The organism is Stutzerimonas stutzeri, assembly GCF_024448985.1.
In the GTDB taxonomy this organism is placed as follows: domain Bacteria; phylum Pseudomonadota; class Gammaproteobacteria; order Pseudomonadales; family Pseudomonadaceae; genus Stutzerimonas; species Stutzerimonas stutzeri_AP.
Genome location: NZ_JAMOII010000004.1, coordinates 200,486 through 223,949 on the forward strand (window position 1 = coordinate 200,486; position 23,464 = coordinate 223,949).

General features: G+C 61.0%; 21 protein-coding genes and 1 riboswitch. Of the genes, 9 read left to right on the top strand and 12 right to left on the bottom strand.

From position 1 onward, the window contains the following. The first annotated feature begins 129 nt into the window (after window positions 1-129). Together NA647_RS08185 and NA647_RS08190 are read left to right on the top strand one after the other, a co-directional pair. Window positions 130-2,046, top strand: a complete 1,917-nt coding sequence (locus NA647_RS08185) for a PAAR domain-containing protein (RefSeq protein WP_256057231.1) — start codon at window positions 130-132, stop codon at window positions 2,044-2,046. Next, window positions 2,043-2,678, top strand: coding sequence for a DUF2931 family protein (locus NA647_RS08190; RefSeq protein WP_256057232.1), 636 nt, complete (start codon window positions 2,043-2,045; stop codon window positions 2,676-2,678). The genes NA647_RS08185 and NA647_RS08190 overlap by 4 nt, the downstream gene beginning before the upstream one ends. Window positions 2,679-2,751: 73 nt before the next feature. Here the strand turns inward: NA647_RS08190 and NA647_RS08195 are convergent, their stop codons facing one another. The 4 genes from NA647_RS08195 to NA647_RS08210 form a co-directional block, all read right to left on the bottom strand. Continuing rightward, entirely contained in the window at window positions 2,752-3,321 is a 570-nt protein-coding gene (locus NA647_RS08195) for a DUF2780 domain-containing protein (protein ID WP_256057233.1), read from the bottom strand. A 64-nt stretch (window positions 3,322-3,385) separates the two neighbouring features. Continuing rightward, window positions 3,386-4,147, bottom strand: coding sequence for an ABC transporter permease (locus NA647_RS08200; RefSeq protein WP_131649549.1), 762 nt, complete (start codon window positions 4,145-4,147; stop codon window positions 3,386-3,388). Beyond that, window positions 4,144-5,073 (bottom strand): ABC transporter ATP-binding protein, encoded by a 930-nt coding sequence (locus tag NA647_RS08205; protein ID WP_256057234.1) that lies wholly within the window; start codon window positions 5,071-5,073, stop codon window positions 4,144-4,146. Before NA647_RS08205 ends, NA647_RS08200 begins: the two co-directional genes overlap by 4 nt. 60 nt (window positions 5,074-5,133) lie before the next feature. After that, on the bottom strand, window positions 5,134-5,412 hold the full coding sequence (locus NA647_RS08210) for a hypothetical protein (RefSeq protein WP_256057235.1): 279 nt from the start codon (window positions 5,410-5,412) through the stop codon (window positions 5,134-5,136). Window positions 5,413-5,424: 12 nt separating this feature from the next. Here NA647_RS08210 and ligB point away from each other — a divergent pair, with 12 nt between their 5' ends. Together ligB and NA647_RS08220 are read left to right on the top strand one after the other, a co-directional pair. Continuing rightward, window positions 5,425-7,095, top strand: coding sequence for an NAD-dependent DNA ligase LigB (ligB, locus tag NA647_RS08215; RefSeq protein ID WP_256057236.1), 1,671 nt, complete (start codon window positions 5,425-5,427; stop codon window positions 7,093-7,095). Window positions 7,096-7,150: 55 nt separating this feature from the next. Continuing rightward, a complete protein-coding gene (locus NA647_RS08220; protein ID WP_256057237.1) occupies window positions 7,151-7,528 on the top strand; it encodes a DUF1090 family protein in 378 nt (125 codons plus the stop codon). Window positions 7,529-7,558: 30 nt separating this feature from the next. Here the strand turns inward: NA647_RS08220 and NA647_RS08225 are convergent, their stop codons facing one another. Together NA647_RS08225 and NA647_RS08230 are read right to left on the bottom strand one after the other, a co-directional pair. After that, on the bottom strand, window positions 7,559-8,005 hold the full coding sequence (locus NA647_RS08225) for a c-type cytochrome (RefSeq protein ID WP_256057238.1): 447 nt from the start codon (window positions 8,003-8,005) through the stop codon (window positions 7,559-7,561). 67 nt (window positions 8,006-8,072) lie between these two features. Beyond that, window positions 8,073-8,507: a hypothetical protein gene (locus tag NA647_RS08230; protein WP_256057239.1), complete on the bottom strand. Its 435-nt coding sequence runs from the start codon at window positions 8,505-8,507 to the stop codon at window positions 8,073-8,075. 240 nt (window positions 8,508-8,747) lie between these two features. Next, a riboswitch (S-adenosyl-L-homocysteine riboswitch) is annotated at window positions 8,748-8,897 on the top strand. 23 nt (window positions 8,898-8,920) lie between these two features. Here NA647_RS08230 and ahcY point away from each other — a divergent pair. The 3 genes from ahcY to NA647_RS08245 all read left to right on the top strand — a co-directional run bounded on the left by ahcY (window position 8,921) and on the right by NA647_RS08245 (window position 13,330). Continuing rightward, entirely contained in the window at window positions 8,921-10,330 is a 1,410-nt protein-coding gene (ahcY, locus tag NA647_RS08235) for an adenosylhomocysteinase (RefSeq protein WP_256057240.1), read from the top strand. A 100-nt stretch (window positions 10,331-10,430) separates the two neighbouring features. Further along, window positions 10,431-11,282, top strand: a complete 852-nt coding sequence (gene metF, locus NA647_RS08240; protein ID WP_256057241.1) for a methylenetetrahydrofolate reductase [NAD(P)H] — start codon at window positions 10,431-10,433, stop codon at window positions 11,280-11,282. Between the two features lie 236 nt (window positions 11,283-11,518). Further along, window positions 11,519-13,330 (top strand): DEAD/DEAH box helicase, encoded by a 1,812-nt coding sequence (locus tag NA647_RS08245; RefSeq protein ID WP_256057242.1) that lies wholly within the window; start codon window positions 11,519-11,521, stop codon window positions 13,328-13,330. A 96-nt stretch (window positions 13,331-13,426) separates the two neighbouring features. Here the strand turns inward: NA647_RS08245 and adeC are convergent, their stop codons facing one another. From adeC to NA647_RS08270, 5 genes are all read right to left on the bottom strand, one after another. Then, window positions 13,427-14,854, bottom strand: coding sequence for an AdeC/AdeK/OprM family multidrug efflux complex outer membrane factor (gene adeC / locus NA647_RS08250; RefSeq protein ID WP_256057243.1), 1,428 nt, complete (start codon window positions 14,852-14,854; stop codon window positions 13,427-13,429). Beyond that, window positions 14,851-17,988 carry an efflux RND transporter permease subunit gene (locus NA647_RS08255; protein WP_256057244.1) on the bottom strand — a complete coding sequence of 1,046 codons (3,138 nt, stop codon included), beginning with the start codon at window positions 17,986-17,988 and terminating at the stop codon, window positions 14,851-14,853. Before NA647_RS08255 ends, adeC begins: the two co-directional genes overlap by 4 nt. A 24-nt stretch (window positions 17,989-18,012) precedes the next feature. After that, a complete protein-coding gene (locus NA647_RS08260) occupies window positions 18,013-19,140 on the bottom strand; it encodes an efflux RND transporter periplasmic adaptor subunit (protein WP_256057245.1) in 1,128 nt (375 codons plus the stop codon). 233 nt (window positions 19,141-19,373) lie between these two features. Continuing rightward, window positions 19,374-19,949 (bottom strand): YceI family protein, encoded by a 576-nt coding sequence (locus NA647_RS08265; protein WP_256057246.1) that lies wholly within the window; start codon window positions 19,947-19,949, stop codon window positions 19,374-19,376. 20 nt (window positions 19,950-19,969) lie between these two features. Continuing rightward, window positions 19,970-20,524, bottom strand: coding sequence for a cytochrome b (locus NA647_RS08270; RefSeq protein WP_256057247.1), 555 nt, complete (start codon window positions 20,522-20,524; stop codon window positions 19,970-19,972). A gap of 169 nt (window positions 20,525-20,693) precedes the next feature. Between NA647_RS08270 and NA647_RS08275 the strand changes: the two genes are divergently transcribed. Both NA647_RS08275 and NA647_RS08280 read left to right on the top strand, forming a co-directional pair. After that, window positions 20,694-22,100 (top strand): adenosylmethionine--8-amino-7-oxononanoate transaminase, encoded by a 1,407-nt coding sequence (locus tag NA647_RS08275; RefSeq protein ID WP_256057248.1) that lies wholly within the window; start codon window positions 20,694-20,696, stop codon window positions 22,098-22,100. A 97-nt stretch (window positions 22,101-22,197) separates the two neighbouring features. Further along, window positions 22,198-22,914, top strand: a complete 717-nt coding sequence (locus NA647_RS08280; protein ID WP_256057249.1) for a 16S rRNA (uracil(1498)-N(3))-methyltransferase — start codon at window positions 22,198-22,200, stop codon at window positions 22,912-22,914. Window positions 22,915-22,992: 78 nt separating this feature from the next. On the opposite strand, the gene NA647_RS08285 is transcribed toward NA647_RS08280, so the two are convergent. Further along, window positions 22,993-23,463, bottom strand: coding sequence for a chemotaxis protein CheW (locus tag NA647_RS08285; protein ID WP_256057250.1), 471 nt, complete (start codon window positions 23,461-23,463; stop codon window positions 22,993-22,995). Between the last annotated feature and the right edge of the window lies 1 nt (window position 23,464).

The following is a 23,464-nucleotide window of genomic DNA, read 5'->3' on the forward strand; positions in this document are numbered from 1 at the left end:
TTTCGCTGCGCAAGTTCTGGCGCAGCCGGGCATAGGCTGCGAACCAGCCCATAAAAAACGGCGCGTCGTTTGCGCTCGCTATTGCCTTGCGGCAAGGTGCCGGCTCGCATACCGATAAGGAGATTGGTCATGTCCGGCAAACCGGCCGCCCGCCTGGGCGATCCCACTGCCTGTCCGAAGACTGGGCACGGTAATAACCCCATCGCCAGCGGTTCACCCGACGTACTCTTCGACAGCTTGCCCGCCGCCCGCCTGGATGACGCCACCGGCTGTGGCAGTGCACTGTCGGGCAACCTCATCCCCAACGTGCTAATCAACGGCAAACCGGCCGCCACGCTGGGCAGCGTTGGTGTTCATGGCGACGTGATAGTTGGCGGCTCCGGCACGGTCATCATCGGCAATACCTCAGTCTCGGCACCCTTTACGCCGCCCGCGCCTATGAACCTTCAGCCCGCGGCGCAAACCCAGGTCTTCGATACGACCACATCGCTGCGCTCACCGTATCCGCCACAACCGACTCCCAGCCAGGCCCGAACTTCGCAGGCGGACCTTGGCCGCGATGCTCCGCAAGGCCTGGAAGAAGAGGAGGAAGAGGAAGAACTCGACAGCCGCCAGGCCGTCACCCTGCGCATTGGCGTGTTCTTCGACGGCACCGGCAACAATGCCGGCAATAGTGCTATTGGCGCGCAATGCCGCGCTCCGGCGCTCGGGTTCGGCGAGCAGGAGGCCCAGGCCATGGTCCAGCACTGCGAAGCGCATCACCTGGCCCCGGAGAGTAGCTATGCGAACGATGTGAGCAATATTTGGCGGTTGTACAACCTCTACCAAGAGGACTCTAAAGCGAAAGAAGTCGCAGGTACGCTCACTGCCTACAAACCAATTTATGTTACCGGTATCGGTACGACCACTGGCAAGCCGGACAACTTGCTTCCCGGCCAGGCCTTCGGCCGCGGCGCGACGGGCGTGCGGGCTAAGGTCGACGAAAGCATGGCCTTGCTGGAAAAAGCGCTGGTCAGCTTCAGGGACGAAAACCCCGAAAGCACACTGGGCCGGCTGGAGCTGGATATCTTCGGTTTCAGCCGCGGCGCGGCGGCGGCCCGGCATTTCGCCAACCAGATCCTCCTGCGCGAACAGGGGCCGTTGGGCAAGTTGCGCCGTACGGGCAAGCTCGGCCTAGCCTCCGGCTTCGACTGGCGGGACGACGTCGGAATCAACTTCATCGGCCTATTCGATACCGTGGCCGCCATCGGCGGCTGGGAAGACTGGGGCGATCCCGCCGATGACATCAATGGCGGGATCGATCTCTACCTGGCGCCCGAGGCGGCCCGCCAAGTGGTGCACCTGGTCGCCCGCGACGAATACCGGCGCAACTTCGCCCTCAACCAGGTCTCTCCACCGCACCGGGAAATCGTCCTGCCCGGCGCCCATTCGGACCTGGGCGGCGGCTACCAGCCGCTGGACAGCGAGCGGCTCTACCCGATACGCCCGCGCAGCAACTGGGTCAGCCGGGCGACCAGCCCATATGGCACTCTTGCCTACCAACAGGCGCAACGCGACACCGAATACGCCCGTCAGACCGACCTGCTCGATCCACAGGACCGTACCGCGCGGCTGGAAACAGACCTCTGGGAACACTTCCCACTGCTCAGCGGCGGGCGTGGAGACCAGATGAAATACGTACTGGCGGCACCCTATCTGGAACGCCGGGTTTATGGGCATCTTTCGCGGGTGTATCTGCGGGTCATGCATACGCTGGCGGTGGAGGCCAATGTGCCTTTCAAAACTGTTCCCGTCACGGAGGATTTGAGCCTGCCGACCGAATTGATGTCCATCAACGACAAACTGCTGGCCTGGGCCAGAAGCGGCAGCGGTGCACTGGATATGGAAGAGGAACGCCTGCTGCGCCAGCGCTACGTCCATCTGTCGGCCAACTGGAATGCCGTCGCCGGACGGGGCGGCAGCGTACTTGATGTGGTCTTCGTCAATGCCCCGGCCGAGAGCGGGCGGATACGCCATACCGACAGACCCCGGGAGAAAAAGCGATGAGAGCGCCGCTGCTTGCCCTGTTCCTCCTGCTGCTCGGCGGCTGCGCCGGCGCCGAGAGAAACCCCGGCAGCCTGCCTTACAAATACTGGCGCCTGGGCTTCCTCGCTCCGGACCACATGGAGGTTTGGGTGGAAACCGCCGATGTGGAAGACATACACGGCAATATCTTCTACCGGGTGGGTGAAGGTACCGTATCGGTACATCTGCCTACCGATGGAACAGGTAATGCCGTCGGCTGGAGAAAGACCTGGGGGAAGGGCCGCCACGTCAACGACGCCGACCTGCCCCGGCGCATCTACGTGCGCTGGCAATCCCTCGCCGAGCCCCAGACCTATCGGGTTATCCTGGAGATTCCCGAACGCGCACGACAACTGATGAGCGAGCGCCTCGACCCGCCCTGCCCTGCCAGCGAATACCGTGAAGCCCTCGCCTTGGGCCTCGCACCTGGCGGCGTGGTCAGGGTCTGGGCCATGAGCACCTGCGGTGGGCCCATCGAAGTCCTGCGTGCACAGGCGGAAATCGAACCCAAGGGGCCCTCCCAAGGCAAGACCGACGGTCACTACGCCTTGCCGTTAGAGCCCGAATCTAGAGCCTATATCGAAAAGCATGGCATCCCTTATGGCTCCTGGTAATACACCCCGGCGCAATGAAAAAAGCCCCGCCGGCAATGCCGGACGGGGCTTCCTTCTTTTCCGAGAACGCGAATCAAGCGCCGCCAACACCCCAGATGCTGCCTAGGCTCTGTAACAGCGAGCCGCCAACCCCTTGGCCGCCCAAATACTGCAGCAGAATCGGCGCGAACTGGCTAACCATGCCGGCGTCCATGCCCAGCGCGGAGAAGGCCTGATTGACGTCGCCCAGACTCTGCACGTTGTCCACTACGGCGGCCGTCTGCGCATTGACGCTGGTATCCGACTGGCCCAGCAGACCGGTCAGCGCACCCAGTTGGCTGAGCTGATCCAGACCGCTGTCGCCGGTGAGTTTATCGATCCCCGGCACGGATTTGGCCAGCTGGGCGTAATCGTTGCTGCTCAATTGCTGTTTCGCCAATTGCAGCAGCGCACCGCTGCCACCGAGCGCCTGGGTGGGCGTGACGTCCAGCCCGTCGAGCTGACCGATCAGATTAAGCGCCTGCCCCTGCGACGAGTTCTGCGTGGCGTCGTTACCGGTAATGCCCGAAACCGCACGCGCGGCCTCGCCGAGGTTGAAGGCGGTAGCCGAGCCGGTTGCCAGACTGAGAGCGGCCAGAACGGCGAGAGAAGAAACGAGTTTCATGTTTGCCTCGAAAAGAAGGGTGCATCGCATGTTACCGGCGATGCGGGTCGGAAAGCGTTGTGCCTCAGTTCTTCAGCCGGTAACCCGTCCGGAAGATCCACCACACGGCCAGCAAGCAGGCAACGAGGAAGCCGAAGATCATTGCGAGGCTGATACCGACACCGATGTCCGAAACACCGTAGAAGCTCCAGCGGAAACCGCTGATCAGGTAGACCACCGGATTGAACAGGGTGATCTTCTGCCACAGCGGCGGCAGCATTTCGATCGAATAGAAGCTGCCGCCGAGAAAGGCCAACGGCATGACGATCAGCGACGGCACGATCTGCAGCTTTTCCCAGCCGTCAGCCCAGATGCCGATGATGAAGCCGAACAGACAGAAGGTCACCGCCGTGAGTACTAGGAATAGCGCCATCATCAGCGGATGCTGGATCTGATAATCGACGAACAGCCGCGCGGTGACCAGAATCACCAAGCCAAGAATGATGGACTTGGTCGCCGCCGCGCCGACGTAGCCGATGACGATTTCTAGATAGGAAACCGGCGCCGACAGCACCTCATAGATGGTCCCGGAATAGCGCGGCATATAGATGCCAAACGAGGCGTTGGAAACACTCTCCGTCAACAGCGCCATCATGATCAGGCCGGGAATGATGAAAGCACCGTACGGGATACCGTGCATAGCCTCCATCCGCGAACCAATGGCCGAGCCGAACACCACGAAGTACAGCGAAGTGGAGATGACCGGCGTGGCGATGCTCTGCAGCAACGTACGCCAGGTGCGTGCCAGCTCGAACAGGTAAATGGCGCGAATTGCATGGAAGTTCATGTGCGGCTTCCCTTAACCAGGTTGACGAAGATTTCTTCCAGCGAGCTCTGACTCGATCGCAGATCCTTGAAATCGATCCCGTGTGCCGCGAGGCGCCTGAGCAGATCGGCGATGCCGGTGTCCTCGTGCTGGGCATCGAAGGTAAAAACCAGTTCGTTGCCGCCGTCGACCAATTCCAGCGGATATCCAGCCAGCTCCGCCGGGATTTCCGCCAGCGGTCGTTGCAGATGCAGCGTCAGCTGCTTCTTGCCGAGCTTGTGCATCAGGACGTGCTTGTCCTCGACCAGAATGATCTCGCCCCGGCTGATCACGCCGATGCGATCAGCCATTTCCTCCGCCTCTTCGATGTAGTGCGTGGTGAGGATGATGGTCACGCCGCGCTCACGCAGACCACGAACCATCTCCCACATGTCCCGGCGCAGCTCGACATCGACGCCAGCGGTAGGCTCGTCGAGAAACAGAATGCTCGGCTCATGGGACAGCGCCTTGGCGATCATCACCCGGCGCTTCATGCCGCCGGACAGCTCGATGATGCGCGCGCTTTTCTTGTCCCACAGCGACAGGTCGCGCAGCAGCTTTTCCAAATAGGCATCATCCGGCGCCTTGCCGAACAGGCCGCGGGAGAAGCGCACCGTGGCCCAGACACTCTCGAAGCCTTCGTTGAACAATTCCTGCGGAACCAGGCCGATCTTCGAGCGGGCTTGGCGGTAATCGCCAATGATGTCGTAGCCATCGACGAGCACCCGCCCGCTACCGGGATTGACGATGCCGCAAATGATGCTGATCAGCGTGGTCTTGCCAGCTCCGTTGGGCCCGAGCAGGGCGAAGATTTCGCCCTTGCGAATGTGCAGATCGATCTGCTTGAGCGCCGGATGCCCGGACGCATAAGTCTTGCTCAGCTGCTCGATGGAGATCACGGGTTGCACGGACTGATAACTCCATAAGGATTGACCGGCAATTGTAAGCGCAACTGGTTAACTCGCTCATTAATCAGGTGCTGCGATGGGCTGCGAGGTGATCGCCGGCAGCGTCTGACCGCCGTCATAGGTAAGAGCCGGATTGGCGAAACCGCGCCATATCGCGCTGCGGCCCCACAACATTGGAGTGACTTGCGGCACGGTTTGATCGGCTGAGGTCCGACTGCCGAAGACTTTAAGCCGAAATTGTTTAACATGCGCCCGCACCGCCGCCGAGCACAGCGCGACCGCAACCGAGTGAGTTGCCAGCCATGCCAAGCGGCTTACCCTGCATTTCCAATCGAGCAAGGATGCTCCGCCATGTCACGCCTGATCGCGTTAACCCTGCTTCTTTTGACGTCTGCCGTACAGGCCAGCTGTCCGGACTGGTCCGAATCGCGCGCTACCAGCGAGCTAGCCGCGCTAACCCGGCAGCTTCAGCTATGGGACGACGCCTATCACGGGCGTGGCATCTCGCTGGTGGACGATGAGCTCTACGACCAATCCCGCAGTCGGTTAAGGGCATGGCAAGCCTGCTTTCCAGGGTTCGCCACGGACACTTCGGATCCGTTGGCCAATAGCGCTGGCCCCATCGAGCACCCCATTGCTCAGACGGGGCTCACCAAACTGGCCGACACGACCTCCGTGCGGGCCTGGATCGAAGCCCGCAACGATATATGGATTCAACCGAAAGTCGATGGCGTCGCGGTCACGCTGCACTATCGCAACGGTCGTCTTGCCCAGGCCATCAGCCGCGGGAATGGCAGCCATGGTCAGGACTGGACCGAACGGGCCCGGCAACTACCGGCGATACCGCAACGCCTGGCGAGCGACGGCGAGCTGATTCTGCAAGGCGAGCTTTACTGGCGTCTCGATGCGCACATCCAGATGCAGGCCGGCGGTGTTGGCGCGCGCGGCAAAATTTCCGGCGCCATGGCACGCCAGACCATCGACGACAACACTGCCGCACAGATTGGGCTGTTCATTTGGGACTGGCCGAATGGGCCGGCACGGATGCAGGCACGCCTGGAAGGCCTGACAGCCCTTGGCTTCAAAGCGAGCACAGAGCTGACCCAGCCGATCAGCGATCTGCAGCAAGCCGAGCGTTGGCGTGATCGCTGGTATCGCCAGCCGCTGCCCTTCGCCACCGATGGCGTCGTGCTGCGCCAGGGCACGCGGCCAAACGGCGCACGTTGGCAAGCTCAACCGCCGCACTGGGCAGCCGCCTGGAAGTATCCTCTACGCACCGCCCTGGCCCAGGTTCGGCAGGTGCAATTCACCATAGGCCGAAGCGGCCGAATCACTCCTATTCTGCAGATCGAGCCGGTCCGGCTGGATGATCGCCACATCACCCGCATCAGCCTCGGCTCTCTCGAACGCTGGCGTGCGGACGACATCCGGCCTGGCGATCAGGTCGCGATCAAGCTCGCCGGCCTGACGATCCCACAGCTGGACTCTGTCGTCTGGCGTACACAACAGCGACAGCCAATCGAAGCGCCCAACCCTGCCAACTACCATTGGCAAAGCTGCTGGAACGCCGAACCGGGCTGCGATCAGCAATTCGTTGCCCGACTCACCTGGCTGAGCGGCAAAAAGGGGCTGGACTTGCCGCGCCTGGGGCCCGGCACCTGGAAAACGCTGGTCGATGCGGGCGCGCTTAGCGAACTGCTCGGCTGGCTCGATCTCGACGAAGCCGATCTCCGCCAGGTCCCCGGCATCGGTCCAACCAGCGCCGAAGCACTGATGGCCAGCTATCAACTCGCGCGCGAACGCCCATTCGCCGCCTGGCTGCGGGCAATCGGTCTGCCGCCAAGCGGCAGTGCTTACATCGAGGCGGATTGGGAAATCCTCGTGGCCAGAAGCACCGCGCAATGGCAGGCCGAGCCCGGAATCGGGGCCACCCGCGCCAGCCAGTTGCATGCCTTCTTCAGGGAGCCGGAAGTCGTCAAACTGCGTGATCGGCTACGCAACGCCGGGATCGCCGGCTTCTGACGGCACTTAGCCGGCTCGACTCAGTCAGAAGATCAACAATAAGAAAGGAGTCCCCATGTTCCGGCGAAGCATTTTATCGCTGCTGCTCTTCGGCCTTTGCGCCACTCAAACACCCATTGCCGCACCACAACCTGCGGAAGCCTGCCGTGACGAGCGCAAAATCCTTGGCGAGCAGATTCAAGATGCCCGTCTGAAGGGCGAGGACGGCCATCGCCGGGCACTCGAAGAACGGGTAAATATCCTTAATGAACGCTGCCGCGGCCTGGTCCCGATCCAACCCAACCATGCCGAGGTGGAGCGGGCGACTCGACTGGCCAGCGAGCGGGAAGCGCAGCTGCGCGAAGCGCTCGGAACGGGTGATGCGCAGATGATCGAAGTGCACAAGCGACGCCTGGATCAGGCTCGGGAAAAGCTCGAAGCGGCCAAGCGCTGAAGGCAAAAGAGGCCAGATCCAAGGTCCGTATCAATAGGCACGAAACTCTTTGTGGCAAGCCTCGCAGGCATCCTCCACTCGCTGGAAAGTCGGCGCGACGCTCTCGGCCGTCACCGGCTTCTGAGCCGTCACGGCGACCAGCGCGGCAGTATGCGCTTCCAGTTCGCGGGCCAGCTGATTGAAACGCTCTTGCTTGTGCCAGACGTCCTCGCGAGCGTCGCTCTGCTCTTCCTTGACCTCCGGATAATGCTGCCAGGGTTGCCGCGACAGCTCGTCCAGCTCTATCGCGCCGCTGGCAAAGCTCTGCGAATCGAACGGCAGCCGGCCTCGCAGCATGCCGCCAAGGTCTTCCTTGGTATCCAGCATCTGCTGATAGATGGCCTTGCGCTTGCCGAGTGGCGAGTCGGGATCGATGCGATCACAGCCGGCCAATGCGAAAACGGCGACCAGCAAAACACTCAACGGGATCAGCTTCACGGTTCAACCACTCGAAACACGACGGCTGGCGATTATCCCCGCAAGCGGCAGTTTCACCAAACGTCCGCTACTGCGACCATTCACCGCCCGCGCTTTCACAGTCAATCTTGGCCTGAGCGCGATCAGTCGATTCGTAGTTATACGTCACGATGCGCGCCTCTTCAGGCAAGGTCGTTGGCGCTGGCGAGCCGTCCGCCTGCGTACCAGTGGCGCGTTCGTTGGCCAGCGTCTCCGGCGTGATCGCTGCGGTGCATATCCCGAAATGGCCAGACGGGCAGCTGTCGCGGATTTCACGCCGTGAATTCTTCACCGCCTCGGTGTCACTGCAAACCCAATCAATGGCTTCAACATCCACTCCCTGAAATTCGAAGCACTTTTCGGTGACCACCGGCGGCGGTACGGCGCCCGAGGTTTCAGCTTTGACATAACAGGAATTGGCTGCCACCGGCAGGCTCAACGCAGCGATAGATGCAAGCAGAACAGAACGGAACAAGAGGTTCATGTTGGCAGCTCCTGTAGATCGTCGCCCGGCGAGGCTCACCGAACCTTTAGGTTTGACCGCCGGGGTTCTGTTGGAGTTCGGCAAACGGACGGCTCATCGGCGCTCACGCCATGCATCGAATCGCGCTACGGCGCCAAGAATCCCCGCCAGCATGCGCTGCACCGGGCTTGGGAATACTCGCGGTCGCGGCTATAATCGTCGGGTTTCACACGGTCGACACTGTTCGACCGTGCCCGCCACCTGTCCGAGGGGCGCTGCAGCAGGTTTTTGAAACTTGTTGGACTTGCAAGCGACGCTGTTTACCTGGCGCGCCGCAGCAGATCCAATCAGGCATCACCTGTCAGGCTCGGATGGGGCGTTAACCATACGCATCAACGGCGCCCATTCGCACAAAACGAATGGAGAACTCTTCAATGAGCGCTGTCATGACGCCTGCCGGTTTCACTGATTTCAAGGTCGCCGACATTTCCCTGGCTGACTGGGGTCGCCGCGAGATCATCATCGCCGAATCGGAAATGCCCGCACTGATGGGCCTGCGCCGTAAATACGCCGGCGAGCAGCCACTCAAAGGTGCGAAGATCCTCGGCTGCATCCATATGACCATCCAGACCGCCGTGCTGATCGAGACGCTAACCGCCCTCGGCGCCGAAGTACGCTGGTCCAGCTGTAACATCTTCTCGACTCAGGATCAGGCCGCTGCAGCCATCGCCGCCGCCGGCACCCCGGTGTTCGCCTGGAAAGGCGAGACCGAAGAAGAATACGAATGGTGCATCGAGCAGACCATCCTCAAGGATGGCCAGCCGTGGGACGCCAACATGATCCTCGACGATGGCGGCGATCTCACCCAGATCCTGCATGACAAGTACCCACAGGTACTCGAGCGCGTCCACGGCGTGACCGAAGAAACCACCACGGGCGTGCATCGCCTGCAGGACATGCTGAAGAAAGGCACCCTGAAGATCCCGGCGATCAACGTCAACGACTCGGTCACCAAGAGCAAGAACGACAACAAGTACGGCTGCCGCCACAGCCTCAACGACGCTATCAAGCGCGCCACAGACCACCTTCTCTCCGGCAAGCAGGCGCTGGTCATTGGCTACGGCGACGTGGGCAAGGGCTCGGCACAGTCGCTGCGCCAGGAAGGCATGATCGTCAAGGTCTCCGAAGTCGACCCGATCTGCGCCATGCAGGCCTGCATGGACGGTTTCGAACTGGTCTCTCCGTACAAAGACGGGCTCAACGACGGCACCGACGCCAGCATCGATACCGCGCTGCTGGGCAAGATCGACCTGATCGTCACCACCACTGGCAACGCCAATGTCTGTGATGCGGGCATGCTCAAGGCTCTGAAGAAGCGTGCCGTAGTCTGCAACATCGGTCACTTCGACAACGAGATCGACACCGCCTTCATGCGCAAGAACTGGGCCTGGGAAGAGGTCAAGCCGCAGGTGCACAAGATCCACCGCACCGGCACTGGCAGCTTCGATGCGCAGAATGATGACTACCTTATCCTGCTCGCCGAAGGCCGCCTGGTGAACCTGGGCAACGCCACCGGCCACCCAAGCCGCATCATGGACGGTTCCTTTGCCAACCAGGTGCTGGCGCAGATCCACCTGTTCAATGAGAAGTTCGCCGATCTGCCGGTCGTGGAAAAGACCAAGAACGTCACCGTCATGGTCCTGCCGAAGAAGCTCGACGAGGAAGTCGCCGCCGAAATGGTCCGTGGCTTCGGCGGGGTGATCACCCAGCTGACGCCGAAACAGGCCGAGTACATCGGCGTCGAGGTTGAAGGGCCGTTCAAGCCGGACAGCTATCGGTATTAATAGCTGGAAGCTGGAAAGCTGGAAGCCAGAAGCAGTCGGGGAATTCCCGCTGCTTTGGCTTCCAGCTTCAAGCTTCAAGCTTCAAGCTTGGTAAAAATAAATGACTTCTCTGAATCGCCCTTCGATTAGCTTCGAGTTCTTCCCCACCAAGACCGATGCCGGGCACGAAAAACTGCTGGCCACCGCACGCCGGCTGGCCGAATACAAGCCGGACTTCTTCTCCTGCACCTATGGCGCTGGCGGCTCAACCCGCGATCGCACGCTGAATACCGTGTTGCAGCTCGACGGCGAGGTGAAGGTTCCGACCGCGCCGCACCTGTCCTGCGTGGGCGACAGCCAGCAGGAGCTACGCGAGCTGCTGAATCTCTACAAGGACGCCGGCATCAAGCGTATCGTCGCGCTACGGGGCGACCTGCCGTCCGGCATGGGCATGGCCAGCGGCGAGCTGCGCTATGCCAACGAACTGGTGGAATTCATTCGCGCCGAGACGGGCGATCACTTCCATATCGAAATCGCCGCTTATCCGGAAATGCATCCGCAGGCGCGCAATTTCGAGGACGATCTGGCCAACTTCGTACGCAAGGCCCAGGCTGGCGCCAGCAGCGCTATCACTCAGTACTTCTTCAACGCCGACTGCTACTTCTATTTCGTCGAGCGGGTGCGCAAGCTGGGTGTGGAAACGCCGATCGTGCCGGGCATCATGCCGATCACCAACTACAGCAAACTGGCGCGCTTCTCCGACGCCTGCGGCGCGGAAATCCCGCGCTGGGTGCGTAAGCAGCTGGAGTCCTATGGTGACGACATGCCCAGCATCCAGGCCTTCGGCGAGCAGGTCATCAGCGAGATGTCCGAGAAGCTGCTCGCTGGCGGCGCGCCGGGTCTGCACTTCTACACGCTGAACCAGGCCGAGCCGAGCCTGGCGATCTGGGACAACCTCGGGCTGTCCCGCTGATCACTTTGCCAGCTCCCTGCGAAACAGGGAGCTGGCCAATGAACCTGCGAACTGCCACACTGTCCCACCAATGCGGCGTTAACAAGCTCTGTTATACTCCGCGTTTCCGCCAGGCTTACGTCCGGATGTCGGCATTCTCCCAAATGCGACAGGACCGGACGGGATCGCACGCCAGTCGCGATTCGGGCCAGGCATGACCATCCCGGGGCTTCGCCCTCTACAAGACAGGATTACTCATGTCCTTTGCTTCCCTCGGTCTCTCCGAGGCTTTAGCCGGTGCCGTCGAGGCCGCTGGCTATACCCAGCCTACACCAGTGCAACAGCGGGCCATTCCCGCCGTGTTGCAACGACGCGACCTAATGGTCGCCGCACAGACAGGCACCGGTAAGACCGGTGGGTTCGCCCTTCCTGTACTCGAATTGCTGTTCCCCGGCGGTCATCCAGACCGGGAACACCGCCACGGCCCGCGCCAGCCTCGCGTGCTGGTGCTGACACCCACCCGCGAACTCGCCGCGCAAGTACACGACAGCTTCAAGGTCTACGCCCGCGATCTGCCGCTGAAAAGCGCAGTGATCTTCGGTGGCGTCGGCATGAATCCGCAGGTCCAGGCCATCGCCAAGGGCCTCGACGTGCTCGTGGCTTGTCCGGGTCGCCTGCTCGATCTGGCCAACCAGAAGGCCGTTGATCTCGGCCACGTGGAAATACTCGTCCTCGATGAAGCCGACCGCATGCTCGACATGGGCTTCATCCATGACGTCAAGAAGGTGCTGGCCAAGCTGCCCGCCAAGCGGCAGAACCTGCTGTTCTCGGCGACCTTCTCCAAGGACATCACCGACCTGGCCGGCAAGCTGCTGCACGAGCCGGAGCGCATCGAGGTCACGCCGCCGAACACCACGGTCGAGCGCATCGAGCAACGCGTGTTCCGCATCGCCTCCAGCCACAAGCGCGCGTTGCTTGCGCACCTGATCACTCAGGGCGCCTGGGAACAGGTGCTGGTATTCACCCGTACCAAGCATGGCGCCAACCGCCTAGCCGAATACCTCGACAAGCACGGCTTGCCGGCCGTCGCGATTCACGGCAACAAGAGCCAGAACGCTCGGACCAAGGCGCTGGCCGACTTCAAAGCCAATCAGGTAAGAATCCTGGTCGCCACCGATATCGCCGCACGCGGCCTGGATATCGATCAACTGCCGCACGTGGTCAACTTCGAGTTGCCCAACGTCGAAGAAGACTACGTTCACCGCATCGGTCGTACCGGCCGGGCCGGTCGCAGCGGTGAGGCCATCTCGCTGGTCGCGCCGGACGAAGAAAAGCTGCTCAAAGGCATCGAGCGGATGACCAAGCAGAGGATTCCGGATGGCGATCTGATGGGTTTCGATGCCAGCACCATCGAGGCGGAAAAACCCGAAGTGCGCGAAGCACGCCAACCGCGCCCAGCACGCAACAGCGAGCGCAAGCCGCGTGCAGCCAAGGCGGCCGAAACCAATGCCGAACCAAAAGAGCGTGAGCGCAACCGCCGCAGCCGGAACAAACCGCGCAACGCCAATGCCAGCCAAGGCTCAACGACTGCGGGAGCCGCCGCGGCACCGGTCAGTTGTCCTCCACGTCTGCCCAGTGACCGAGATCCAGAAGTGTTTCTCGATGACGATCTGGACAACTTTGGCAATCGCGTCGATTACGTCAGCCCTTACCAGAACAAGCAGGGCCGTGGCCGTCGCCCGGGCACTCCCGCGCAACCCGGTGGCGGCCAACCCCGCGCTGCGGCAGGTCCGCGCGGCGGTGGTACGGACTCGTCAGGCGCCGCCGGCAAAGGCAAACGGAAGCCGGGCCAACCCCGCGACGGTCAACCACGACGCAAGAACGAAGGACGTCGGATCGACAACGATAGCCGCGCCCGTCAGGATGTTGCAGCCAAGCCGAAGGAGAAGCAGCCAGTGATCATCCATAAGGAATCGAAACTCGATCGATTGCCAAGCGTGGAGCAACTGGATCAGCTTCCGACAAAGCCTCGCGGCGAGAAGCCAGCATTGCTGACCCGCAACCGCTGATTCGAGACGCTAAACAAGAACGCCGCCCCAAAGGGCGGCGTTCTTGTTTGTGCAACCGTGAACATGTGCGGCGAGCACTGCCGCCCGGCGAAGCAATCAGCCTTCGCCGGGAATCGGCTCGGCTTGCATGTCCCAGCCGCCACCCAATGCCTTGAACAGATTGACCTCGCTGATCATCTGCGCCAGACGATCAGCAATGTACTGCTGCTGCACGTCGAACAGCTGGCGCTGAGCGTCGAGCAAGGTCAGGTAGCTATCCACGCCGGTGCGGTAACGTCGTTCGGCCAGGCGGAAATAATCTTCACTAGTGTCCAGCAAGTCACGCTGAGCCTGGACCTGACGGGTATAGGTCGCCTGGGCGGCCAAGCCGTCGGACACCTCACGAAATGCGGTCTGGATGGCCGTCTCGTACTGTGCAACCTGGATGTTACGGCTGATTTGCGCGTAATCGAGATTGGCGCGCAGCTGCCCGGCATTGAAGATGGGCACGCTGATGCTCGGCGAGAACGTCCAATAACTGGAACCACCATCAAACAAGCCGGATAGCTCGCTGCTCGCCGTACCCGCCGCGCCGGTCAGGCTGATCCGCGGAAAAAAAGCCGCTCGGGCAGCGCCAATATTCGCGTTTGCTGCCCTGAGCTGACGCTCGGCCTGAATAATGTCGGGACGCTTGTGGAGCAGGTCGGAAGGCAGGCCGATTGGCAGCACCGCCAGTTGCTCGCGCTCCAGATCGCCGGCAGCCGGAAGGCCGGCGGGGATGTTCTGACCGAGAAGCAGGGTCAACGCGTTACGGTCCTGAGCGACCTGGCGGGTGTACTGTTCGATGCGTACCCGCGCCGAATCCACGGCACTGCGGGCCTGGCTGAGCTCGAGCGCCGAAGCGACGCCCACATCGAAGCTGTGCTGCGTCAATCCAAGGCTCTGCTCGTAGGTCTTCAGCGTGTCGCGGCTGACCTGAAGCAGGGCCTGATCAGCCTGCAGGGTCAACCAGGCGTTGGCAACGCTGGCGATCAGGCTGATCTGCGTGCTGCGCTGTGCCGCTTCGGTCGCGAAGTATTCCTGCAGCGCCTGCTCGCGCAGGCTGTCGAGACGGCCAAACAGATCCAGCTCCCAGGAGACGCCGAACGTGGCGCTGTATTGACTGCTAATGCCGCTCTGCCCGGTCTGGTTGAGATCGCCAGGTGTACGGGTGCGACTGCCGCTACCGTCGGCACTTACCAGCGGCAGCAGATCGGCGCGCTGGATGCGATACAACGCGCGATAGGCGTCGACGTTAAGTGCCGCAACCCGTAGATCACGGTTATTTTCCAGCGCCACTTCGATCAGCTGGCGCAACGCGGGATCGCGGAAAAACGCTGTCCAGCCCAGATTGATCTGCTCCTGGGTCGCAGCAGATGTGCCCTCATAGGCCTGGCCTTCCGGCCAGCTGGCCGCCGTGGGCGCATCAGGGCGCTGGTATTCGGGAATCAACGAGCATCCGCTAAGCGCAGCCAGCAGTGCCAAAGTCAGTACCGACTTGTTCATTGCGCATCTCCCTTCGGTTCTTCAGTGGCGTTTTTTTTACGCTCACCCAGTGAAGACACCAGAACATAGAACAGCGGCACCCAGAAAATGACCAGCAACGTCGCCGTCACCATGCCACCGATGACGCCCGTACCGATAGCGTGCGAGCTGCCAGCGCCTGCACCGCTCGCCATCGCCAGCGGTACCACGCCGAGGGTGAAGGCCAGCGAGGTCATGACGATCGGACGCAAGCGCATGCGGCACGCCTGGACCGCCGCATCGAAGCGGCTCATGCCTTGTTCGTGCAGATCTTTGGCGAACTCGACGATCAGAATCGCGTTCTTCGCGGTCAGACCGATGGTCGTCAGCAGACCTACCTGGAAGAACACGTCATTGGACAAGCCGCGGCCCAGGGTAGCAAGCAGTGCACCGATGACACCCAGCGGCACCACCAGCATTACCGCGAATGGAATCGACCAGCTTTCATAGAGCGCCGCCAGACAGAGGAATACCACCAGCAAGGACAACGCATAGAGCGCCGGCGCCTGATCGCCGGACAGACGTTCCTCATAGGACAGTCCCGTCCAGGACACACCTACGCCTGACGGTAGCTGCTGCGCGAGTCGCTCGACCTCGGCCATCGCATCACCCGTACTGTAACCCGGAGCCGCTTCACCGAGGATTTCCATCGCCGAAACGCCGTTGTAGCGCGACAGCTTGGGCGAGCCATAAACCCATTTGCCACTGCCGAACGCGCTGAACGGAACCATTTCGCCTTGATCGTTGCGCACGAACCACTTGTCGAAATCTTCCGGCCCCATGCGCGAAGGCGCCGCGCCCTGCATGTAAACCTTCTTTACTCGCCCCCGATCGATGAAGTCGTTGACGTAGCTCGACCCCCAGCCAATCGACAGCGCACTGTTAATCTGGTCTAGCGAGACGCCCAACGTCCGTGCCTTCTCGTCATCGATCAGCAGCTGATATTGAGGTTCGTCGTTCAGGCCGTTCGGGCGCACCCCTTGCAGCACTGAGCTCTGCGCAGCCAGGCCCAAGAACTGGTTGCGCGCGCCCATCAGGGCTTCATGGCCGAGGCCGGCACGATCTTGTAGATAGAAGTTGAAGCCGGTTGCGTTGCCCAGCTCCATGACCGCAGGTGGCGCAAATGCGAACACCTGCGCATCGCGGTATATGGCGAAATGCTCCTGGGCGCGCTGCGCCAGAGCGAAGACACTATCTTCTGCATCCGGACGCTCGTCCCAGGGTTTCAGACCGATGAACGCCAGCGCTGAATTCTGGCCACGACCGGCGAAGTTGAAGCCAGTAACGGTAAACACCGAATTGACCACGTCGCTTTCTTCTTTGAGTAGATACTCACGCATCGCATCCACGGTCTTTTGGGTACGCTCGGCAGTCGAGCCCACGGGCGTCTGAACCTGCGCAAACAATACGCCTTGATCCTCATCCGGTAAAAACGAGCTGGGCAGACGACTGAACAGCACCGCCAACCCCGCAACGACAACGAGATAAATGATGATGAAGGGAATCTTGCGCTTCAGCACAGCAACGACACCCTTCTCGTAGCGGTTCACGCCACGATCGAAGGTGCGGTTGAACCAGCCGAAGAAACCGCGTTTCTCGTGGTGGTGGCCTTTCTCGATCGGCTTAAGCATGGTCGCGCAAAGCGCCGGGGTAAATATCAGCGCTACCAGCACGGATAAGGTCATCGCCGAGGCGATGGTAATCGAGAACTGTCGGTAGATGACGCCAGTAGAGCCGCCGAAAAAGGCCATCGGCAGGAACACGGCGGATAGAACCAGGCCGATGCCGATCAGCGCGCCTTGGATCTGCCCCATGGATTTACGTGTCGCCTCCAGCGGCGAGAGCCCCTCTTCGGCCATTACACGTTCAACGTTCTCCACCACGACGATGGCATCGTCCACCAACAGGCCGATCGCCAGGACCATTGCGAACATGGTCAGGGTATTGACACTGAAGCCGAACACCGCCAACAAGCCGAAAGTACCCAGCAACACTACCGGCACCGCCAGCGTCGGAATCAGCGTCGCGCGGAAATTCTGCAGAAAGAGGTACATCACCAGAAACACCAGTACGATGGCCTCGAACAGGGTATGCACCACGTTAGTAATGGATGTCGAGACCACTGGGGACGTGTCGTACGGATAGACGATCTCCATCCCCGCCGGGAAGAACGGCTGCAAGTCACTGATGGTCTGGCGCACCGCTCTGGCGGTATCCAGTGCGTTGGCCCCGGTCGCCAGTTTGATGCCAATGCCGGCAGCAGGCATGCCGTTGTAGAGCGCGGTGATTGCAGAACGCTCGGCGCCCAGTTCAACCCTGGCGACATCCTTCAGACGCACCTGGGAGCCGTCGCCGTTGACCTTCAATAGAATTTCGCGGAACTGCTCGGGCGTCTGCAGCCGCGTCTTGCCGATAATCGTGGCACTCAGCTGCTGCCCTGGAACCGCTGGCAGCCCACCGAACTGACCAGCGGAGACCTGCACGTTCTGGGTGCGGATTGCATTGGCCACATCAGTCGGCGTGAGCTGAAAGTTGTTCAGCTTGGCCGGCTCCAGCCAGATGCGCATCGCGTACTGCGAGCCGAACACCTGGAAATCGCCTACCCCATTGGTACGCGACAGGGGGTCCTGAATGTTGGAGACGATATAGTCGGCCAAGTCGCTCTGGTTCATGCTGCCGTCCGCCGAGACGACGCCAACCACCATCAGGAAGTTTCGAACGGCCTTGGTTACGCGGATGCCCTGTTGCTGCACTTCCTGCGGCAGCAGGGGCGTGGCGAGCTGCAGTTTGTTTTGCACCTGAACCTGGGCGATGTCCGGATCGGTGCCCTGGTTGAAGGTAATGGTAATCGTCATGCTGCCGTCGGAGTTACTCTCCGAGGAGATGTAACGCAGACCGTCGATACCATTCATCTGCTGCTCGATGACCTGCACAACGGTGTCCTGGACCGTCTGTGCCGAGGCGCCGGGATAGCTCACGGAAATGCCGACCGCAGGTGGAGCAATACTGGGGTACTGGTTGACCGGAAGACCCAGGATCGCCAGTCCCCCGGCGAGCATGATCACGAGGGCAATTACCCAGGCGAAGATGGGACGATCGATAAAGAATCTGGACATTAGGTGGTAATCCTTGGCTCAGCCTTACTGGGCTTGTGGCTGGGCAGACGCAACGTTTGAAGCCGGCACGGCCTTGACTTCAATACCAGGCTGAATGAACTGCAGCCCCTCGGTAATCAGGCGATCTCCGGCATTCAACCCTTCATTGATCAGCCAGCGATTACCAACGGTACGAGAAGCCAAGACCTGGCGGAGCTCGACCTTGTTGTCCGCGTTGACGACCAGTGCCGTCGCATTGCCATTAGGCGTACGGGTAATGCCCTGTTGCGGCGCTAGGATGGCTTCGCTTTTCACGCCGGCGACCAGTTGCGCATGGACGAACATGCCGGGCAGCAACACTTTGTCGGGGTTTGGGAAAACGGCGCGAAGCACTACGGAACCGGTGCCGGCATCCACGGATACTTCAGAGAACTCGAGCTTGCCTTCGTGGCTGTACTCGGTGCCGTCTTCCAGCGTTAGCGTCACCTTGGCAGCGTTCTCACCAGCTTTTTCCAGGCGGCCTTCCGCCAGATCGCGGCGCAGATTGAGCAGCTCTCGCGCTGGCTGGGTCACATCGACATAAATTGGATCCAGTTGCTGGATGATCGCCATCTCCTGGGCCTGGCCATTATTCACCAGCGCACCCTCGGTAACAGCCGAGCGGCCTATGCGTCCCGAAATCGGCGCCAGCACCTTTGTATAGCGGAGATTGATGCGCGCCTGCTCCAGATTGGCTTCGGCTTGCAGGCTGGTCGCCCGCGCCTCGTCGTAAGCCTGCTTGCTCACCGCCTGCTCTTCGACTAACAACGCATAGCGATCGGATAGCGACTTGGCAGAGGCCAGGCTGGCCTGGGCACTCTTGAATACAGCCTGATAAACCGAATCATCGATTTGGTAAAGCTGCTGCCCGGCCTTGACGTCACGGCCCTCGGTGAACAGGCGCTTCTGAATGATCCCATCTACCTGAGGTCGAACTTCAGCAATGCGATAGGGTTGAGCACGGCCGGGAAGTTCGGTAGTCAATGCAAAAGACTCGGCCTCGAGCGTCACCACTCCGACTTGGGGCGTCTCCTGCGCGGCAGGTGCCGCTGCCTGTTCGTCCTGGCAGCCTACGAGCAGTGTTGCCACGGCAAAAAGAGAGATCAGTGCAGCGCTGGCCGACTTGATGGGCATTGGGAACCTCGTTGAACAGGCAAACCAGGGAAGCGGGCGCCCCTGGGCCAGATAATGATGGCAGAATGCGGCGAATATACTTACATGCACGAGTGTTTGTAAATAGCCGATAGTGCTTTAGCTCCGGCTACAGTAGCCCGTACAAGCCACCTGCAACCTGTCTCTAGCCGCCCCGCCCACTGGCCTAAAAGCAAAACGCCGGCTTGCGCCGGCGTGTTTTTACACGTGTTCTATTACTGACGAACACCTTCGACCGAGATGATCAGATCCACGGTCTGCGATGCCGGACCCAGGTCCATCTTGATGTCGAAATCTTTCAGTTTCAAGGTCGTGGTACCTTCGAAACCGGCGCGATAGCCGCCCCATGGATCCTTGCCTTCACCAATGAACTTGGCCGCGATCACGACCGGCTTGGTCACACCATTAAGGGTCAGGTCGCCCGTGATATCAGCAGTACCTTCGCCGGTCGACTTCACCGCAGTGGACTCGAAGGTCGCGGTCGGGTGCTCGGAAACACTGAGAAAGTCTTCGCTGCGCAGGTGCTTGTCGCGCTCGGCATGGTTCGAGTCGACACTGGCGGTCTGCAAAGTCACCTCGACCTTGCTGGCTTCCGGCTGGGCGGCATCGAAGCTGAAGCTGCCCTCGAAATCCTTGAAGGTGCCCCACAGCCAGCTGTAGCCAAGGTGGCTGATTTTGAAATTGACGAAGGCATGCTGGCCCTTCTTATCGATCACATAGTCGGCGGCCATCGCCTGACCAGCGAAAAGCATCGAACCCAGAGCAAGTGCAGCAAAGGTTTTCTTGAGCATAGGAATCCTCCATTGAGTGATTAGTCATCGGCGCGGCCGAACATCCTTTTCAGAGTCGGATCGCGATCGATGAAGTGGTGCTTGAGTGCAGCCAGGGCGTGCAGACCGGCAAAGATCAGCAGGCCCCAGGCCAGATATTCATGAACCAGGCCGGCGATATCCTCCTGTTTCGGAATCGAAGTGAACAGCGCCGGCACTTCGAACCAACCGAACACCCCTATTGGTCGCCCATCGGCAGTGGAAATCAGGTAACCGGAGATCATCAGGACGAACAAACCGATATAGAGGACGCCATGTCCCACCTTCGTTGCAAGACGCGTCATACGGCCATGGCTCTGCAACGGAGCGGGGCCGTCGCTGACGAATCGCCAGATGACCCGAACCACCATCAGAGCAAGCAGCAATAGTCCGACACTTTTGTGAATATCCGGAGCCGTGCGGTACCAGCTGCTGTAATAGGTCAGCCCGACCATCCAGTAACCCAACGCGAACAATCCAACCATCGCAATCGCAACCAGCCAATGCAGCAGGATGCTAACGAGGCCATAGTTGGTGGATGAGTTTCGCCATTGCATCGACGGGTCTCCGGAATTGGGGTGAGACAAGCCTAACGAGTAACCGATCGAATTAGAGCGTATTTTTTCGTTGCAAAATATCGAACGGGTTGATGTTTCCGTCCGCCTTCCCCTAAAGCCGGTATTAGTTCTGCTAGGCTGCGCCGTCTCACCTGTACGAGGAACGATGATGAGCCTGAACGACAGCTGGATGCAGCGCGACCTTGCCGTCCTCTGGCACCCCTGCACCCAGATGAAGGATCACGAACAGCTACCCGTGATTCCGATCCGGCGCGGCGATGGCGTCTGGCTGGAAGATTTCGACGGCAAGCGCTACCTCGACGCGGTCAGCTCCTGGTGGGTCAACGTGTTCGGCCACGCCAACCAGCGCATCAATCAGCGGATCAAGGATCAACTCGACCAGTTGGAGCACGTGATGCTCGCCGGGTTCAGCCATCAACCGGTGGTCGAACTGTCCGAGCGCCTGGTACAGATTACGCCGCCTGGTCTCGATCGAGTGTTCTACACGGACAACGGCTCGACCGGTATCGAGGTTGCGCTCAAGATGAGCTTCCATTATTGGCGCAACAGTGGCCAGCCGAACAAGCAGCGTTTCGTCACCCTGACCAACAGTTACCACGGCGAAACCGTCGCGGCGATGTCCGTGGGCGACGTCGCGCTGTTCACCGACACTTACAAGCCGCTGCTGCTGGACACCTTCAAGGTGCCGAGCCCCGACTGCTACCTGCGCCCCGACGGCATGAGCTGGGAAGAACATTCGCGCAACATGTTCGCGCACATGGGGCAGACCCTGGCCGATCATCACCGTGAAATCGCGGCGGTGATTGTCGAGCCGCTGATCCAGGGCGCAGGCGGCATGCGCATGTACCATCCGGTCTATCTGCAGCTGCTGCGCGAAGCCTGCGATCGCTACGATGTGCACCTGATCCACGATGAGATCGCCGTCGGCTTCGGACGCACCGGAACCATGTTCGCCTGCGAACAGGCCGGCATCACGCCTGACTTCTTATGCCTGTCCAAGGCGCTTACCGGCGGCTACCTGCCGATGGCCGCCGTGCTGACCACCGACAAGCTGTATCAGGCGTTCTACGACGATTACTCGACGCTGCGCGCCTTCCTCCATTCGCATACGTACACCGGCAATCCACTGGCTTGCGCCGCGGCGCTGGCGACACTGGATATTTTCGAGCAGGACCGGGTGATAGAAGCGAACAAAACACTGGCGGCGCGGATGACAACGGCCACCGCGCACCTGGCTGATCATCCGCAGGTTGCTGAAGTCAGACAGACCGGCATGGCCGTCGCTATCGAGATGGTCGCCGACAAAGCCAGCAAGACGCCCTATCCGTGGCAGGAGCGGCGCGGTCTCAAGGTTTACCAGCACGCCCTGCAGCGCGGCGCCCTGCTGCGCCCACTCGGTAGCGTCGTGTACTTCCTACCGCCCTACACGATCACTGAAGAGCAGATCGACTTCCTCGCCGAAGTCGCCACCGAGGGCATAGACATAGCCTCTCGGGCCTCGGTCAGTGTGGCCGTGGCGCCCGGCGCTCCTGCAAACTTTCACGATCCGGGCTGATAGCAGCGTCAAGCGGCAAGTTTCAGACAAGCACTGCGGGCCAGGCCACCGATGCTTTAAACTTGGCACTTCCAACTTGCCGCTTGCAGCTGCTCTTATGCGCCTATCCCGCTTCTTTATCGACGCCCCGCTCTCCCTCGGCCAGCACGAACTGCCCGAGGCCCAGGCCCATTACATTGGGCGGGTGCTGCGCCTCGCGCCCGGCGCTGCCGTGCAGCTGTTCGACGGCAGCGGTCAGGAATACCAGGGCGAACTGGTCGAAGTGGGCAAAAAGCAGGTGCGTGTGGAGCTGCATGAACAGCGTGCCGGCCTTCCCGAATCGCTCTTGCGGATCCATCTTGGCCAAGGCCTGTCGCGTGGCGAGCGGATGGACTGGTCGATTCAAAAGGCCGTCGAACTGGGCGTCGCGGAAATCACCCCTGTTGTCAGCGAACGCTGTGAAGTGCGGCTGAAGGATGAGCGGGCCGACAAGCGTCTGGCTCACTGGCGCCAGATTGCCATCAGCGCTTGCGAGCAGTGTGGACGCTCGGTCATTCCGGTAATCCATCCACCCGCGCCACTTGCACAATGGCTCGCCGTGGAGGCCGAGCTAAAGCTGGTCCTGCATCCTGTCGCCGAACCACTGGCAAGCCATGAACAGCCAGGCTCTCTGGCATTTCTGATCGGCCCTGAGGGAGGACTGAGCGATACGGAAGTAGAGCAGGCGCGCGCCGCCGGGTTCCATCCTGCCCGTCTCGGCCCTCGCGTGCTGCGCACCGAAACAGCACCGGTCGTCGCCCTGAGTGTAGCGCAGCAGTTGTGGGGGGACTTTTAAGCTGCAGCTGCAAGCTGTTCAGCACCCGCTCTACTTGAAGCTCACGGCTTGAAGCTTGCCACTGCCTCTTCTAACGCGTCAGACCAACCCTGAGTCGGCCAGCTTCTGCTCCAGCGCGACTAGATCCGGAATTCTCGCCTGTACGTCGCCGAGGTTCACCACGTCCAGCTCCAGCGGAGCCGGCACGATGTCCGAACGCGCCAGGCTCGGGTCAACCTTGACCGAGCGAGGTATGCCCTGCACCAGCAACGCAATGAATTTCACATGATCGCGTCCGCCCACTGCGTTGAGTATCGCCACCCGAGCCCGCACTCCCGTTTCCGGTTGACCATCGGACGCCGCCTCGAACGATAGTAGCGGCAGAGTCAAATCTCGCCACGACACCTGTCCAAGAAACCAGGCCGGGGCGTCCTGGGCTGGCTGCGGTGCGCGATAGGGGATCAGCTCGGCAACGGCGACGTTGGGTAACAGTAGCGTCCGGTCGGCCAGTGGCACCAAAAGACCGGTGATGCTGGCGGGCGTATCCTGAGCGATAGCGGATTGACTCATA

Coding starts and splice junctions, on each gene's coding strand:
- NA647_RS08230 (WP_256057239.1), bottom strand. CDS start 8,507: ATGAACCTCTTGTTCCGTTCTGTTCTGCTTGCATCTATCGCTGCGTTG.
- NA647_RS08220 (WP_256057237.1), top strand. CDS start 7,151: ATGTTCCGGCGAAGCATTTTATCGCTGCTGCTCTTCGGCCTTTGCGCC.
- NA647_RS08195 (WP_256057233.1), bottom strand. CDS start 3,321: ATGAAACTCGTTTCTTCTCTCGCCGTTCTGGCCGCTCTCAGTCTGGCA.
- NA647_RS08185 (WP_256057231.1), top strand. CDS start 130: ATGTCCGGCAAACCGGCCGCCCGCCTGGGCGATCCCACTGCCTGTCCG.
- NA647_RS08280 (WP_256057249.1), top strand. CDS start 22,198: ATGCGCCTATCCCGCTTCTTTATCGACGCCCCGCTCTCCCTCGGCCAG.
- NA647_RS08275 (WP_256057248.1), top strand. CDS start 20,694: ATGAGCCTGAACGACAGCTGGATGCAGCGCGACCTTGCCGTCCTCTGG.
- adeC (WP_256057243.1), bottom strand. CDS start 14,854: ATGAACAAGTCGGTACTGACTTTGGCACTGCTGGCTGCGCTTAGCGGA.
- ahcY (WP_256057240.1), top strand. CDS start 8,921: ATGAGCGCTGTCATGACGCCTGCCGGTTTCACTGATTTCAAGGTCGCC.
- ligB (WP_256057236.1), top strand. CDS start 5,425: ATGTCACGCCTGATCGCGTTAACCCTGCTTCTTTTGACGTCTGCCGTA.
- NA647_RS08190 (WP_256057232.1), top strand. CDS start 2,043: ATGAGAGCGCCGCTGCTTGCCCTGTTCCTCCTGCTGCTCGGCGGCTGC.
- NA647_RS08270 (WP_256057247.1), bottom strand. CDS start 20,524: ATGCAATGGCGAAACTCATCCACCAACTATGGCCTCGTTAGCATCCTG.
- NA647_RS08255 (WP_256057244.1), bottom strand. CDS start 17,988: ATGTCCAGATTCTTTATCGATCGTCCCATCTTCGCCTGGGTAATTGCC.
- NA647_RS08260 (WP_256057245.1), bottom strand. CDS start 19,140: ATGCCCATCAAGTCGGCCAGCGCTGCACTGATCTCTCTTTTTGCCGTG.
- NA647_RS08245 (WP_256057242.1), top strand. CDS start 11,519: ATGTCCTTTGCTTCCCTCGGTCTCTCCGAGGCTTTAGCCGGTGCCGTC.
- metF (WP_256057241.1), top strand. CDS start 10,431: ATGACTTCTCTGAATCGCCCTTCGATTAGCTTCGAGTTCTTCCCCACC.
- NA647_RS08285 (WP_256057250.1), bottom strand. CDS start 23,463: ATGAGTCAATCCGCTATCGCTCAGGATACGCCCGCCAGCATCACCGGT.
- NA647_RS08265 (WP_256057246.1), bottom strand. CDS start 19,949: ATGCTCAAGAAAACCTTTGCTGCACTTGCTCTGGGTTCGATGCTTTTC.
- NA647_RS08200 (WP_131649549.1), bottom strand. CDS start 4,147: ATGAACTTCCATGCAATTCGCGCCATTTACCTGTTCGAGCTGGCACGC.